This window comes from Providencia huaxiensis (assembly GCF_002843235.3).
Lineage (GTDB): Bacteria > Pseudomonadota > Gammaproteobacteria > Enterobacterales > Enterobacteriaceae > Providencia > Providencia huaxiensis.
This window is the reverse complement of the sequence record NZ_CP031123.2, coordinates 1,520,833-1,537,250: the sequence shown is the minus strand read 5'-3', so window position 1 is coordinate 1,537,250 and position 16,418 is coordinate 1,520,833. Positions and strand designations below refer to the sequence as shown.

Genomic DNA, 16,418 nt, shown 5'->3' with positions numbered 1-16,418 from the left:
TTAAACCCGCTTACCAAGGTGTTTTCTTTTCCCACTCAGGATCAAAACCTGCACACGCATCCGCAACTTTTAAATAATCCGCATAGCTTTCAGCTAACAAAATAGGCGGGATATCTTTTAACTCGATATAGCTGCGGTTCCATGAGCTTTGTTGTGATTTCTCAAAGCTTAATGAATACAAAACGGCTGGGATATTTTCCTCTGGCACATAACTGCCACTAAATTCGATATAGACATAAAAACCTAAACTGGCGAAATGTTTTGCATAGTGGGTAAAGCTCCCACCATCTTCCGCCTGCCCGCGCTGGTAACCCATTTTTGTCAAGACGCCACGCAAGGTGTAGGTATCGGTTAGCCACCCTTTGCGGTCTTCAATTTCGGTTAATTTCAGATCCAAATCAGGGATTTTATGCTCCATTTGCGAAAATAAAAATTTCACTTTGTAATCTTTAAAGTGTGCTATCCAGGCTTTCCGTTCATCTTCACTGACCAATGCCGCATGGGCTAATTTGATATAAGAATCAGTAGATAGAGTGACTTCATCATCATCTAAATTTAATAAACTGCCATCGTCCGATGGACGAAATACATTCAGAATATTGTTGTCTTTGGTTTCTATCCAAACTAGTTTTTCAATAAGGCCACGCATCACCGGGTGTGCTTGAATATATTCCTGCCAGTCTGCGGTTGTCCAAAGGCGCTCTGCACACATCGCTTCATACAAACGTGCGGTTTGTAGTTCAATCACTTGTTTGAGCTCTTTTTTACTCGCAGTGAATAACTTTTTAGACTCTTTAGCCAACTCTTCATTGTCTGTTTTGCGTGCAGCAGGTAATGCTTTGATTTCTTTACCTTCTGGATTAAACAAAACTAATTTTTGCTGTGCATCCAGTTTCGCAGTAAACGTGCGGTCACCGTATTCAAGTGCCAAAATACCGGTTTCATCCATTCCCGCTGTTGGTATTGTTCTATCCGCAAGTTCATCTGCGCTCCAACCATTACGCTCGGCAATCTGAGCAACCAATCCGCGCGCTTTTTCTTGAACTGACGCGGTACGATAACGGCGAGAAAGTGACAATAATAATTGAATGATGAGTGGGTCATTGCTTGTCGCCACCGCATCAATCATAGCTTCAATTTGTGCACGCCGTTGGTAGTGGTCACGCATATAATTACGCAATGTAGTCACGGCAAGGTGCCCTTCAATACCACAAATCAGTGCTAACATCCCTTTATCACTAATAGCGGAACCTAAATAACGGCGCAGTACTTCATTTTTTATCTCATTAAACGTCTGCTCTAACGTGTAGTTTTCATATTGGCTATAATATTCAGGCCAACGTTTCACCCAATCTTGATAATTAGCTAAGCGCTTTGGCGCATCGCGTTCTGCTTCCGCCATTGCCATTTCTAATGACGGCCCAGCAATGTCCTGCCCGATAAAACTATTTAAAATAAAACTGCCGAGTTTCTTTTGGCTATCGACTGAAAGTAAGCCAATATAACGTTGCAATAACCCATTACCTGCTGGCATTTTTAATTTAACGGCCAAGATCACCCACCAGCGAATAATATCGGCTTCTACGGGTTTATTATTTTGCCAAGTTAATGCGGGCAACGTATCTAAGTTAAACCACGCCATACTGGCAGGCGCTTTCGCTTTTAGCCCTTTTTGCGCTTCTGTTAATAACACTTTAGGCGCAAGGTAACCGGAAATATCTTCCCCAAATTGTTCCAGAGCGGTTAATAAGGCAGCCCGCACCACTTCGCGTTTTTCTTTCTTTAACAATGCATAAAGTGGTTTCAATGAATCAGGGCTTTTTAATCGTGCCAACCATTCAATTGCGGTAACACGAATTTCTTGCTTACCTGAATCTAACCCCTCAGCCGCATTAAGGTGAATATTCGGTAATGTCTCTAGTAGTTTCTGCGCACTCAGACGATGAGTTTTATTTTCCCCAAGAGCCAACTCCATAATACGCGGAATGAATCGCGCGGGAATGGTCGGCAGCATGGCAAGTACATCAATTCCACTCGCCGCATCATATTCTTGGTAATGACGTTGCTTTTCTTGTTGAGGAATTAAACCCAATGCTTCTGCAATAAAATCTGGGTGTTGAATAAAAAACGGCCAAACTTGTGCTGGCTGGTTAAAAATGGCTAACCCATTGGCATATGAGCGTAAGCAAAGGTCTGCAATTAACCGTGTTGCATTTTTAAAATGGCATTGTGTTAACGTTTTTTCTAATTGGCGCAATTCAATTTGCCCAAGAATTCTTGGTGGAACTTCTCGAGTAAGATGGTAATGGGATAGATGCTCTTCATTTGTGCGGTTATGGCTGATCAGACGTAATGCATGGAATAACGTAAATTCAGGCAAGTTAGTAATACGTTCTTTAAATTTCACCACGCTATATTCATGGTCAGTAATAATTTCCTTACCTGAATTTAGTTTATCAATCACTTTGCAACAAGCTTGTGCATTAAGCTTTTGGAATTCTTTGTAATGGCGTTGTGCCCAATTGTAGCTGTGCTTCTGTTGTTTATTTTCTTCAATTTCATTTTCTGCATTTTCTTTTGCTTTTTGCAGCATTTCATTGAAATTATTAACTAAAATATCTTTTGCACTTTCAGGCAGCGGTGTATCTTCTAATTCAACGAATTCAGGTAACTCGGCTTCTTCAACCTGGCTAGCTGTATCCATCACTGAAAATCTCGAAATCGCACTTTCAATACTTTTCAGGACGGTTTTATTCGTTTCTGTTGTTAATGCAGCTTCTAATATCTCTCGATGTTCACCTATTCGAGCAAATAAATCTGCGGCTTGAGTACGCTGTTTGGGCGTCCCTTCTGTTAAAATTTGGGTTAAATGTTGCGTGACCGATTGTGCAGGTAAAATTGCCATTGTAGGTTCCGCAGCTGCACGCACTGTTTTTAACGAGCTGGTGGCAAAAGAAACTAATACGTCAGCAAAAAGCGTATAAAGGTCAACGTCTTTCTTCAACGTATTGATTAATTGAATTTGCCCAGCAGCAGATAAATGATTCACTAATGTCTGCTTAATAAACGCTTGCTCTGCAGTTAAATACGCTTTGAAACCAGGGATAGCAAAGAGCCGACTTAAGTTATCATAATGGTAATCGGATAAATGGTGCCGATCGAAAATGATATATAAAATGGTGTTAGCCGGTTTATCTGTCTCTTGTTCGATAATTTCCGTTAGTAAGTCAAAATGCCAATGTTTTCGATGTTCTAACTTGGTATCCCGCGAATTATCATAGGTTTTTGCAAAGGCATCGCCCATTAAATAACTCACCCATGACGGTAATTCAGGCGTTAATACTTTGATATTAATATCTTGACATGCTGCAGCTAAAACTTTTGCAAAACGAGCGATTTGCGACGAAGTAATCCCATCACCCACTTTTGAATATAACTTATGTCTTGCATTTGCCCCTTGGCGAATTAATTTATTATATTGACTCGAGTTAAAGCTATTTCCTCCCCACCACCAATCTACGGTACCGGGTTTATCGAGTAAAATAACGGCTTTTTCGTTATCCAATTGGCTTAATTGAACCAATACTTCTGGCGATTTTCCATCTAACACATACTCTAAAACAGTTTTAGGCAATGCTTCATCTAGTACTGACAAAGGCAAAAGCGCTTCTTGTAAATATTGTTCTGCAACGGGTAATTCTTTTTTCCCAAAAATTGAAAGAAGATTAAATGTGAACTTTGCCATCTGATATCCCTAAAAGTATTTATATAACAACTTCTTATCATTTAAATGATATCGTCACAATTTGATTATTCTTAATCATTTTCAATTAGGATATATCACCTAGTCCGCCTTGCCACTTTAAATTCTGCCTATAGGAATATAGTGATGAATTTACGCTTAATAATTACCTTTTCCCCAATAAATCATTTGATTAACTCGCTTATATTTATATTTTTCTTTTTGCCATGTTGATGGACACTCCAATAACAATTTGTTGCTATTTACACCAAATTTATTCTCTAAAAAAGCATTGACTAAACAGATAGTCTAGGATTAGACTAAAAATCCAGTTAATGGTTTTTTATCGAGAGGTCGATATGAGTCAACTTATTGAGAGTGTGAATATTGAATGTGTCAATGCACCAACACTCATTGCCCCAAAAGGGCATTATTCACACTGCGTTACTGCAAATGGACTGGTTTTTATCTCAGGGCAATTGCCCGTTGATAAACTCGGTAATGCCATTACGAACGCGTCATTCCAAGAACAAGCCTCCCTTGTACTTGCTAATTTACAAGCATGCTTAAGTTCCGTTAATTGCGATAAAACGCATTTGGTTCAAGTCCGAGTTTATATAGCAAATATGGAAAACTGGCCGTTATTCAACCAGATATATGCTAAGTGGATAGGAGAGCACCGCCCAGCCCGTGCTGTTGCAGGCGTTTCTGAACTTCATTTTGGCGCAGCCTTAGAAATTGAAGCGATTGCAGTTTCTGTTTAACGACTTATTATTCATTGGGGTTATATCATGTCAGAATTAATACTACCGACTTATCAAGATGTGAAAGCAGCAGCACAACGTATTGCGGGTTTTGCGCATAAAACCCCTGTTCTTACTTCAACAACCGCAAATAAAGAATTTGGTGGTGAGCTATTTTTTAAATGCGAAAACTTCCAACGCATGGGGGCTTTTAAATTTCGTGGGGCCTTTAATGCGTTAAGTTTATTAAGCCCTGAGCAGAAAAAAGCCGGTGTTATTGCATTTTCTTCTGGTAACCATGCGCAAGGCATCGCTTTAGCAGCACAACTTCTGCACATTCCAGCCACCATTCTAATGCCTAATGATGCACCTGCCGTGAAAGTTGCCGCTACGCAAGGTTACGGTGCTACCGTTATCCGTTTTGATCGCTACAAAGAAGACAGAGAAGTACTTTGCCAACAACTCGCAACGGAACAAGGGTTAACGATTATTCCTCCTTATGACCACCCTGATATCATCGCTGGCCAAGGCACAGCAGCAAAAGAGCTGATTGAAGAAGTGGGTGAATTAGATGCCCTGTTTGTATGCTTAGGTGGCGGAGGCTTACTTTCTGGGTGTGCCATTGCAACCAGAGAGTTATCCCCTAATTGCCAAATTTATGGGGTTGAACCTTTAGCGGGCAATGATGCACAACAATCATTTCGCCGAGGGGAAATTGTGCACATTGATACGCCGAAAACCATCGCAGACGGTGCGCAAACCCAACATCTAGGTAACTACACCTTTGCAGTTATCAAAAATAAGGTTGATGATATTTTCACTGTAACTGATGAACAACTTATTGACCGCATGAAGTTTTATGCTGAACGAATGAAAATTATCGTGGAGCCAACAGGTTGCTTGTCCTATGCTGCCGCCCTTGCCCACAAAGAGTTGTTTCAAGGTAAGCGTGTGGGGATCATTGTCAGTGGAGGCAATGTCGATATTCAGCACTTTGCACAATTAGTATTATAGAGAATGGGTTTCATAATGTTCACCGCCCTTCATCTATTAGCAACACTGAAAATAGGTTAAAATTAACTATTACCGCTTGATAGATGAAGGGAAATGACATGTCAGATCAAAAAGATAATTCATTACTGGCTCAAGTTGAAATTATTGCAAAAGGCCTTAGTGAAACATTTGCGCCTTTTTGTGAAGTCGTTGTACACGACCTTAAAAACCCAGAACACTCAATCCTTTCGATTCATAATAACTTATCTGGTCGCCAAGTTGGTGAACCGACTACTGAACTCGGTCATGCAAGAATTGAATCTGCAGATTTTCCGAACATCATCGCCAATTATACCAACCAATTTTCTGATGGGCGCCCTGTAAAAAGTACGTCGATTGGCATTAAAGATGAGTCAGGGCAATATATCGCAGCATTGTGTTTAAATCTGGATATGACGTTGTTTAGAGGCATGCAAAGTATGCTGTCGCAGTTTATAGATGTGGGAAATAGCCCAATAAAAGAGCATATTGAGCCTAATGGTGCGGAAGCCATTCGCATGCGTATCGACCAATATGCAGCAACCTTAGCAGCGACACCTCGGACATTGAAAGCAGACGAAAGAAAAAACTTAATTGAAGTGCTGCGCAATGAAGGCCTGTTAGATATCAAAAAATCTATGGAAACAGTGGCACAACACTTAGGCGTATCAAGAGCTTCAGTTTATTTGTATGCAAAAAAAGAAAGTTAACTATTTGCCTTTTTTAATATCTGTTTAATACTAATAGGGAAAAAATTATTCACATCCACACCAACATTAATAGCCCGGGGCCCTAATACCGCTAAACGCTTAAACTGCTCGGGGTCTTTACCTGAATTATGAACATGTCCATATAAGTGAATCGCGTCACGGAAGAAACCTTGCCACTCTAGTATTGGGTAATGGAATAACACTAATTTTTGTTTTTGATATTCCAACTCATGATAGCTTTTAACCCATTCAAATAACGATTGGTCAAATTCGGGGTCGTCTAAAAATTTATCATGGTTGCCGCGGATCAAATATTTTTTCCCTGCTAAACGGCGTAATATTTTATTGGCATCCGCACCATTGCCCTTGTATAAAAAATCACCGAGTATGTAAATCTCATCATGATCAGTAACATACGCATTCCAGTTATGAATTAATGTATCATTCATGTGACTGGTGCTTTTAAATGGGCGATCACATAGGTTAATAATGTTCGAATGACAAAAATGGGTATCTGAAATAAAGTAAATCATATAAAACCTAAAAATATATTAATAATTATTCTACTCAAGCAAACGATTTGCTTACTACTTATCATATCTCAATGATTTTTAATTGCTTTACGGAATTGGCTGAAAAACAGACTTATATTGCGTTGCCATGGTATATTTCAATTATATCAAAGATAATCATTGCCAATTTTTATGGCTCGCAATTACAACGAAACTACGGCATATAAATAGCACTATTCATTAATAACGATCCCGGAAGAAAAATGACCAAAACTAATTCAGCTCCACTTTTTTATGACTCATTTGGAACACCAGATAACCCTGCAATTGTCCTTATTCCTGGTTTAGGTGGCCATAACATTAGCTGGACCTCCAATTTTTGTCAGGAGATTGCAGATGCCGGTTTTTATCTCTTACGTATAGATAACCGTGATGCGGGTTTATCTCATCATATCAATGAGTTTCCATCTATTAATTTAGGGGAATTGGTTGAAAAAATGCAAAAAGGTGAGCCTTTCACTATTCCTTATACTTTATTCGATATGGCTGAGGATATTATCCATCTATTGGATACATTATCTATTGATAAAGCTCACTTTATTGGACGTTCTATGGGCGGAATGATAGCGCAAATAGTAGCAGCGAAATTCCCTGAACGTACACTCTCTCTTTGCACAATCATGTCATCAACAGGGAACCCAGCGCTGCCACAAAGTGCTCCCGATGTAATGCGAATATTGATGAGCCCAAGTGCTAACCCAAAAGAGGATTTAGAAGGATATTTATCAGGACAACTCGCATTTTATCGCCGGATCAGCTCAACATTCGGCCCATTTGATGAAAGTTATTACCGTGAATATATACTGCAATCGCTCGCACGTAATCATTCACCCGAAGGCACTAAACGCCAAATTGTTGCGGTTGCCGTTACCGGAGATCTGCGTCCTTATATTCAGCAAATTAACGTACCAACGTTGGTTATTCATGGTTCAATCGACCCGCTCTTCCCTTTAGCCGCAGGGCAAGATATTGCTGACAATATTCCTAACGCAAAATTGGAAGTTATTGAAGGTATGGGCCACGAAACGCCACCAATGATTAATCCACTAATTGCAAAACTGGTAATTAATCATTTAAATTAATAGGTTAGCATGATAAGGCTCTAAAAATGAGCCTTAGTCACCATTATAGCCACCCTTGTTTCTTATGCTGTGCACAAATTGGGCAAATATGGGTATTTTCTTCCCAAGAAGAAAAGGGTAAGTGGCAAGTATGGCACTGCGCATCATAATAATGGAAAATTTTTGGCACGTTATTTTTAGCTGTATAGGTTTGTACATGAATAGATTTAGGAAAACAAACGACTTGGCAGCTCATGCAACCCGTACAGCGTTTTTCATCTATCAAAAATTGGTTATTTTCAATTTCTATCGCATGTTCATCACACATTTTGGCACAAGCACCACAAAGAATGCATTTTTCCGTGTCTAGCTCGACTTTAAACCAGCTATCTTCAGGGTAAAATTGCTTTCTCGCATTAAGCCCAGTTTTTACCTGTCCCTTATCCAAAGGTTTCGAATCTAATTTTTGACGAAATAGCATCATACGGCGGCCGCTATCAACTTGTTCCGGCTGAACAATACGCAATTGCCAAATAGGTTCTTGTAACGCTTTGAGTTTTAAGTTTAATGCCGCTATCGTTGGCAACCATTTATCAACCCACGGTTCAGCAATTTGCATCCCACGAATACCATATTGTCGGTGCCAAACAATCAGTTCATCCGCATTCGCAATAGGCTCGTCATGGTTTACTATCAGAAACTCCCCTTGATAACTACGTTCATGAGGGTTGATATTTTCAATAGCATCTACAGGGCAAGCAAATAAACAATTACCACATTGGAAACACAGTTCATTATTAATTTCTGCATTCATATGGCTAAACGATACCGCACCGACGGGACAACTGGTGGCACAATTATCACAGATGCTATTTTTCAGGCGTTTCCTTACGCACTGGCCATTAATTATGGGTTCAGGAGGCAGCTCTAAACTAATAAAACGTCTCATTGCTATATACTCTCCCGTTACAACAAAAAATAATATATTTTAAATAACTTGCTACATTTAATCGTTAAATTCTAGCATCAATTTTAAAACTATTTTAGTACAACACTTTGTAGATAAAGATGATTTGGGCTAAATAATGACTTAAAAACCACAAAACTCCCTATATTTTTAAGTTTTGTGGTTTACCTCGCCTCTCTAACTTACTTTTTTCATGTAATTATCCACAAGGTTAACAGGGGCCCAATCCACCTGTAAATGTTCAATATCCTGCATACCAATACCGTTTTCTTCATCTTGTAAACGCAATGCAGCTAACGACTCCACTAGATGATCCAATTTTTGTTGGGTTGAATGCGCATCTAACCCCTCTAAAGATTGCACATGAACAACAGTAGGCGCTATCGTATTCGGATACTGAAATATTTTCACACTGCGTCCCTGCTCTGAAGTATAAATATATCGAGTTGCATTACTCCGGTGATCAGGTTCTTCTCGAGTGACGTCCTTATTAAAATTAATGAGGTAAATCGTGTTTTCACCGCCAAAGCTATACAGCGAATTCCAACCGACAATTTCACCATTAATAATAAAGCTATTTTTCCCACTGGCATCTGTCAACAACCCATTTGAACCATTGGAGATGAAAACATCATTGCCTTCACCACCATATAAATTGGTATCACTTGTTGACGCATAAAGAACATTATTCCCCTCAATACCATCTGGTATTGAAATAGCTCCTGTGACTGCTTGCCCTTTAAATACTCGTCCAACTCCACTTCTATCCCAAATTTTTTGCTCTGAACCACTTGTCCGAATAAACAAACGCCTAAATGGTGCATTCTCACTAATATGTATATTCTTTGCCTCTGTATCAATAATTGATGAAAAACTTAGCTCGTTAGAAAAATGTTTAAATTCATCCATAGGGTGCCAAATCTGCTCGGGCGCTAATTCTGTTTTATATTGGCGCTGTTCAGCAAGGTAGCGAACTAAATGAGCCATACCATCATTATGAATATGGATTGGCATATGTGAGGGTAATCGCTGGTGGTGATAAACTTGATTATTGTTATTTTTATTATCTTGGGGGATTTTTACTTTGACTGTCCGCAAATTAGATTCCGATGTATAAAGATGGTAAGTCTCTTCTCGTTGATTTATGACCTTATACTCTGTTCTAAAGTTAAATAAATGAATACGATTAAATCCAACTTGGTCTACTATCTCTGTATTACCGAGGCCTTTACTTCCATCGATTAAATAATGATCCCCACCTCCTTGTCCATCAAGTTTATCATTACCTAAATCAGATAGAATCAGATCGCTCTTTTCACCACCATATACATAATCATTACCGTTTCCCCCATACAAAACATTCGCCCCTCCATTGGCAATTACAATATCATTACCATCACCTGAATTTATGATATTTCCTGTCATGCTATTATCTTCAATGAGGTCATCACCATTGTTTGTATCTAAAATAGGATAGCGGGAATTATATCCCTTAGGGATTTTCATATAATCATCCCTTTCCGTGGGTAACTCCAAACATTCAACGGCCTCTACATCATGAAACTCTTGCCCCACTTTTATTTTAAATAGACTTCCATGACCATCTTTAATGTAAATGTCTTTACTCATTGGAAATGATAAATTAATAAGATTAATTTCAAGTTTTTCATTACTGAACTTATCATATAAAAATATTGATGTCCCTAATGCCTTAATATTAAACCCATTCTCATAAGGTAACAAAATTAGTACATCAAAATCATCTTTCATTTCTGGTTTAATATTTAAAAAATCAAACGTTATTTTACCTTTAAAAATTTGATCTGGGCTAACCTGATAAATATCTTTCCCTTTAGTAATCATAACATGGCTGTTTCTACTTACCATTAATAGATAGTCACCACTACTGCTTCCCTCATATTCTAGCTTACTTACTAACCCATGGAATTTAAAATCTCCCCATAGGGGTTGATGGTGTATTTTATTATCAACTGAAATCGTTTTTTCACTCTCATCAATACTCATTGTAGTAGCAACGCCCTTTTGATAAGTAATGTTGAAAATATTTTCACTGATAATATGTGAAGCACTTGAGTCTAAATCATTTGATTTAGTATTTAATACAAAGCCGTCCCGTGTATGTAATTGATAGCGATGAACAATCTCTCTACCATTACTATGGCGTTTATACATGTTTTTTAAAGTAACATTCAATATTAATTTTTTGGTTTCTGACTCCGCTAATTTCATTTCAATAGCTAAGATGAGGTCATTACCAGAGATACACACCCCCTTGATTTCGTTTAATGTATACCCTAAGTTTACTCTGCTTTGGCTTTGGGTATTTTCAATAATTACAGCAGATAGCTCTAATAAGTTATTATTTAATTCATCTTGCTCATTGTACCAATCAACACGACGTAGAAAATAACTATCATCCCCTTCGCCACCATTAACTATTCCAGATTCAAATATTAACTGGTCATCTCCCTCCAGACCTTGAATAAAGGCAATTGTTGCCCCAGCATCCAATGTGTTGGGTTCTTTATTGCCTAATAGTTCTGCTTTCGTAGTTCTATCCCCAATTAGCATCACATCATGAACATTACGTAGATGTATCCGCTTAACGCCATGATTTATTAACGCTACTTCTGATGTCTCATTGCTCAAATTGATATCAATTTTACACTTAGATGGAATATCTTTAATAATTATGCCATTACTGCCGCCGTTACCATCAAAATAAATATCTTTGTTTTCTTGAACATCATACTTAAATAACAAGGACAAGTTTGTAATGTCATCCATTTCTCCTCCGACTAGAAATTTATGCCCTGTATTGATGTTAAACAAATTCCTTGAATTTTTTTTCCCAACGATAATATCTGTCCCATTTCCTGGGTTAAAACTAATGTTTTTTTGCTTTGCTTCTTTTTCATATCGATAACCAATATTTTGCATACCTTCATAAATAACCCTAGGGCTCTCACTCAACAACTCCCTTGCAATATCAATAGGTTGATTTAAAAATTCACTCCCTAGCCTATGTACTGCAATATTGCTATTAATATCTGGATGAGTAATATTGGTGTAATTATTTCTGGCTTGAAATAACCGTAATTCTGATGCCGATAAAGAACTTAATTGTGTAGCAACTGACTGCCTTTTTTTTAGTCTATAAGACGTACCCAAGTTATTTTTATGTAAGAACTCTTTTAATAATGAACTATCATATTCAGGGTTAAGCACAATAATATCGTTGGCAACCTCCTCACCAATGTCTTTATAATCGATAGGAGCCTTTTTATTCACAAGCCTAAAACGATAATTAAAATTCAGTTCATTAATGCTTTGAGGTTGAGTGCTTTTTACCCAGCGATTATCTTGAGGATCATAATAATAATTTTCCCGAATAAAATTAATTTGCTCGATAGTATAGTAAGGCCCGATTTCATCACTATCAATATGACGAAGAAATACACTATTATCCGAATCAGAAAACTCTATACTATCAATTGTTTTTGAATTATCTCTATAATAAATATAATACTTTATATGTTCCTCAAGGATCGGTTTACCAACCAGTTGCAAGTGTTCATCAAACCCCTGATATAAAAATGATGACTTAAAAGTATCTAAATCTTGTTGCCAATTTATATTTTTAAAGTAAGTTAAATGCTGTTTATAACTAAATCGATTTAATATATTGTCTGAAGGGGGAAAACCAAGTGCGGCACGAATACCTTCTCTAGCTTTTTCATCCCAGTCTAGAGACTCACCGAGTTCCTCTTCAATTTTTTCTACTGCGCGAATACCTGTATATACCATCCCTCCAATTAATAAGGAACCCGCAACAATTAAACCAACAACGGGTATTGCAGATGAACCAATGATTATACCAATCATAGTTACACCACCCACAGCGATGTTGGCAATTGACAATGAACCATTCACAATTAAATCTTGCCGATCTTTATCATTTGTAACTTTATCTAGCTGTTCAAATGCTTCACAAGCTTGATATACATCTAGACCCATTCCAATTAAGTTAAATATAATTGTAATACGAGCCGTAATTTTCGATGACACATTAAATGAGCCAGCTTGTTTATAAGCGAGCTTAAGTAAAATAGGTTGTAAGACCATATCTCCATAATTAAAAAATGCACTTGCACAGGCTAGATCAAGATTTCTCTGTATTTCTCGCTTTTCTTTCTCTGATAAATTAGGATTATCTAATTCATCTATCAACTGATAGACAGAATTGATCGTCAAAAATATTCCTGTAGAACCAATTCCTTGTCCGAAATGATTAGCCATTCTGGCATAGACTGGTAATTTAGCACCGACACGTCGTAAATCTTCCATGGCTGTCTCCATATTCGCCCAATCATCAAATTGTAATTTCTGAATAATCTGGAATTGTTCTTGTAGTACGGCCCTTGGTTGGAGCATTGAATTACCATCAATTCGTCTTGCTATTTGATCATCTTGTAAGCTCTTATTTAGCATTTTAATTAAATTAATATCCTTTTCATTGCCAGTTAAAAAGGCTAACTGAAATACTAATTTGTCAGGATTAAATTTAACATTATCCTCCCAGCTTGCGAGCTTAGTATGTTTAAAATCTAATGGCTCGTTATCTATCGTAGCCCCAATATCTCTAAGCGTTTTCAATGAGGTGACCTGCTCGCCAAAAATAATTTCCGAGTTATCAGTCACTGATATCTCTGATAACCTGAAAACGACATCTAGCTCACTCATTATATTTTTCTGCATACTTTGGTATGCTTCACTCTTTGTATTTATAGATTTCACTTCGCCAAACAGGGCTTCGCCTACTTCATGTTTAAATCCTGCAATACTTCCTCTTGTGGACGCAGTACCATCCTCTTTGATTATTTCTTGGTTAATATATTCATTGAAAATATTAAATAAGTGTTGCTTTGCTTGGCTAAATTCTGAATGACTAATAATCAGCTCGACACCTGTCGTATCGGATAAAGTCAGAAAATACTTATCATTGCACGAGTAGCTTGTAATTGTATATATCTCTTCATCACTTTGAAACGTGATGATTTGATTGTTCCCTATATTTTCAAATAAGACTATGTGAGATTGCTCATTTATTTCATTAGAAACAGCGCCTAATAAATTAGAATTAAATTGATATATCTCATCAAACCGATTGAGTACTTGCAGCTCATTACTGGTAATATTACCCAATTCTTTTTTACGTGTTAGTTTCGTTAAAACCTCTAATTTATCATTAAATTGTAAACGTTGTTCATTAGTTAAATTACTATATTTTAAAATATGTAAAAAATAGAGCCCTTCAAAATAATGTATCTCAACTGGTAATTTGTTGAGTGTAATGTCGAACCCGTCTTTAAATGATAACTGAGAGAGTGCTGCATAATTGGATTTTATTTTTTCATTTAAATCAATAATTAATTCAAACTCTTTTCTTAATGATTTTTTATCTGCAAATGGCATTTCAATATCTATATAGATAATTAAAAAGTCTTCAATATGTTGATTATATTCTTTTAACTTTATTGGGTCTTGAACTAATTTCAAAACTTCTGCATGATTATAACCTTGTCCACTTGGGAATAACTCAGACAAACGGCTTATAGACTGCTTACTTAGGTAATTTATTTTTTCAGGCTGGTGACTTAAAAATACCAAAATTTCCTTTACTTCAATAACCTGTTGCTTAATCCCAGTAGTGCCATCATCAGAAAAAATTGAATCCCACATCTGGGAAAAATAGTTTTCATTCTCAGCATCACATATTTTGTTAATTCTTTTGCTGATGATCGGGTCATATGCTGCAACTTTTAATTTATCTTTATCAATACTCCCATCCTGGAATGTAAAGTGTCCTTTTAAATAAAGGTTTTTACTTATATCAATGTTTTCTATTAGCAAATTACCTATGCTAATATCCTCAAGTAATGCTCTTATTTTATGTCTTGTTTCAAAATTATTCTCTAAAAAGACTTTTGAATATATTCCATTTGTTTTTAGTTTACTTTTTAAATCATCAAAAAAACTTATTTTCTCATCTTTAGTTAATAATGATTTTTTATCGGTTAAATACAGTGAAATACTTTCTGGCATTTTAAAACCATATCTTAATCTTAATACATTTAACGAGTTAGCATAGTTTTGTACATAACCAGGTTCAGGATGAAGATTATCTATTAATATCCACTGTTGTTTGGGTGCCTTGAGTAACTGCTCTATGTCACCATGCTCTAAGAAAAACTCCATTGTATTCGGATTTAACTGAAACAACAGTGTGCTATTCGGGAAATCCTTCAGTAGATCTTCCGTATATTTTTTCCCTACAATCCCCCTTCCTGTTCGAATAATGATTTTGATATTATCGTTATTTTTTTGCGAGTTAACATTCACATTGTCTTTATTGATCATTAACCATAATGGTGCTTCTAATATTCCAACATTCTCATATTCACGAAGTATTTCACGTCTAAAATCACTATTAAATAGAATGCCTTTCGTGTTTAATTTATTTTTAAAAATAGCGTATGCATCATGGTTAAAAGCCACTTTCTTAATCAAATCAATGTCGATTTTATACTCATTGTTTGGATCCCTAAAAATATCCATTGCAGTAGAGTGGTAATCTTTTATTAACTGCCAAACGTCTAGCTCACCACTTCTTAACTCATCGATAAAATATAAACTAGCATGCTTGCCATTAATATAGGCTTGTTGGTCAGTTTGGTTAAAATTAATTTCTAACCGCCAATTTTTAGTAGATTGCTTTTCTCCAGTTAAATCATATGGCCACGTTATTTTTTTACTGTCACTCGTGACACCGATAGGCCTATTATACCCCACGACTGGAAGGTATATTCCCTGTTTAGCTAATTCAACACTTGCCCTAAAAACAAAATTTTCATTTACGCCCCCACGGCCTAATTGGCAGCCGGCTAAAACAATCTTACTCGGTGGGTATGCTTTTAACACATGACTTTTAAGATACTTCAGCCCTGCAATAAGTTGGTATGCTTGGTACCCTTCAAAATAACTTTGCTGGTTACGTCCTTTATACTGCCCATGGCCAATAACCACCCAACGTATTTTCCCTTTAATTTTAGTTTCTAAGTCACCATGTAGTACCTTCCATTGTTCATTTGCAATATCAAACTGTATTACAAGTGAATTATTAGGAAATTTCGCTAATAATCGACCCGTTGATTTAGCCGCAGTGTCATCACCTCCTATTTGAATCAAAACGTGATAATCATGTGTAGAGTCATTTGTTGGCTTACTCATTGAATGATGAGCAATTTTAAGCCTTGTAAATTCATCTATAGGATTAAACCAATTAGATATATTGTTAAGTTCAGAAGATTGTTCCCCTACTAATGGCCTACCATCTATATGTTCCGTTAAAAATATCAAATCTTTATTAATTATTTTATCATTCATTTTCTTATCATTTATATTTATCATCTGAATTTTCTGTCCATGTCAAATTAAATCCCACCTTCAACTTAACAAGATTGCCACATCAGTAAAATATAAAAAAAACAATTAAGATTAACTACAATTA

8 protein-coding genes are annotated in these 16,418 nt (G+C 36.7%); 4 read left to right on the top strand and 4 right to left on the bottom strand.

Features of this window, described 5'->3' with window-relative positions:
* Positions 1-10 precede the first annotated feature (10 nt).
* Entirely contained in the window at positions 11-3,745 is a 3,735-nt protein-coding gene (locus tag CYG50_RS08700; RefSeq protein WP_102138547.1) for a DUF4132 domain-containing protein, read from the bottom strand.
* Positions 3,746-4,101: 356 nt separating this feature from the next.
* Here CYG50_RS08700 and CYG50_RS08695 point away from each other — a divergent pair, with 356 nt between their 5' ends.
* From CYG50_RS08695 to CYG50_RS08685, 3 genes are all read left to right on the top strand, one after another.
* Positions 4,102-4,506: a RidA family protein gene (locus CYG50_RS08695; protein WP_102138721.1), complete on the top strand. Its 405-nt coding sequence runs from the start codon at positions 4,102-4,104 to the stop codon at positions 4,504-4,506.
* A 27-nt stretch (positions 4,507-4,533) separates the two neighbouring features.
* On the top strand, positions 4,534-5,499 hold the full coding sequence (locus CYG50_RS08690; RefSeq protein WP_102138546.1) for a threo-3-hydroxy-L-aspartate ammonia-lyase: 966 nt from the start codon (positions 4,534-4,536) through the stop codon (positions 5,497-5,499).
* Positions 5,500-5,597: 98 nt separating this feature from the next.
* Positions 5,598-6,227, top strand: coding sequence for a helix-turn-helix transcriptional regulator (locus CYG50_RS08685; RefSeq protein WP_102138545.1), 630 nt, complete (start codon positions 5,598-5,600; stop codon positions 6,225-6,227).
* On the opposite strand, the gene CYG50_RS08680 is transcribed toward CYG50_RS08685, so the two are convergent.
* Positions 6,224-6,760: a metallophosphoesterase family protein gene (locus CYG50_RS08680; RefSeq protein ID WP_102138544.1), complete on the bottom strand. Its 537-nt coding sequence runs from the start codon at positions 6,758-6,760 to the stop codon at positions 6,224-6,226. The two genes, CYG50_RS08685 and CYG50_RS08680, sit on opposite strands and share 4 nt — an antisense overlap.
* Positions 6,761-7,002: 242 nt before the next feature.
* Here CYG50_RS08680 and CYG50_RS08675 point away from each other — a divergent pair, with 242 nt between their 5' ends.
* Positions 7,003-7,881 carry an alpha/beta fold hydrolase gene (locus tag CYG50_RS08675; protein ID WP_102138543.1) on the top strand — a complete coding sequence of 293 codons (879 nt, stop codon included), beginning with the start codon at positions 7,003-7,005 and terminating at the stop codon, positions 7,879-7,881.
* A 43-nt stretch (positions 7,882-7,924) separates the two neighbouring features.
* Here CYG50_RS08675 and CYG50_RS08670 read toward each other — a convergent pair whose 3' ends face one another.
* Together CYG50_RS08670 and CYG50_RS08665 are read right to left on the bottom strand one after the other, a co-directional pair.
* Positions 7,925-8,809 (bottom strand): DUF362 domain-containing protein, encoded by an 885-nt coding sequence (locus CYG50_RS08670; RefSeq protein ID WP_102138542.1) that lies wholly within the window; start codon positions 8,807-8,809, stop codon positions 7,925-7,927.
* Between the two features lie 195 nt (positions 8,810-9,004).
* Positions 9,005-16,318 carry a C80 family cysteine peptidase gene (locus CYG50_RS08665; RefSeq protein ID WP_102138541.1) on the bottom strand — a complete coding sequence of 2,438 codons (7,314 nt, stop codon included), beginning with the start codon at positions 16,316-16,318 and terminating at the stop codon, positions 9,005-9,007.
* Between the last annotated feature and the right edge of the window lie 100 nt (positions 16,319-16,418).

Coding starts and splice junctions, on each gene's coding strand:
- CYG50_RS08675 (WP_102138543.1), top strand. CDS start 7,003: ATGACCAAAACTAATTCAGCTCCACTTTTTTATGACTCATTTGGAACA.
- CYG50_RS08665 (WP_102138541.1), bottom strand. CDS start 16,318: ATGATAAATATAAATGATAAGAAAATGAATGATAAAATAATTAATAAA.
- CYG50_RS08685 (WP_102138545.1), top strand. CDS start 5,598: ATGTCAGATCAAAAAGATAATTCATTACTGGCTCAAGTTGAAATTATT.
- CYG50_RS08680 (WP_102138544.1), bottom strand. CDS start 6,760: ATGATTTACTTTATTTCAGATACCCATTTTTGTCATTCGAACATTATT.
- CYG50_RS08670 (WP_102138542.1), bottom strand. CDS start 8,809: ATGAGACGTTTTATTAGTTTAGAGCTGCCTCCTGAACCCATAATTAAT.
- CYG50_RS08695 (WP_102138721.1), top strand. CDS start 4,102: ATGAGTCAACTTATTGAGAGTGTGAATATTGAATGTGTCAATGCACCA.
- CYG50_RS08700 (WP_102138547.1), bottom strand. CDS start 3,745: ATGGCAAAGTTCACATTTAATCTTCTTTCAATTTTTGGGAAAAAAGAA.
- CYG50_RS08690 (WP_102138546.1), top strand. CDS start 4,534: ATGTCAGAATTAATACTACCGACTTATCAAGATGTGAAAGCAGCAGCA.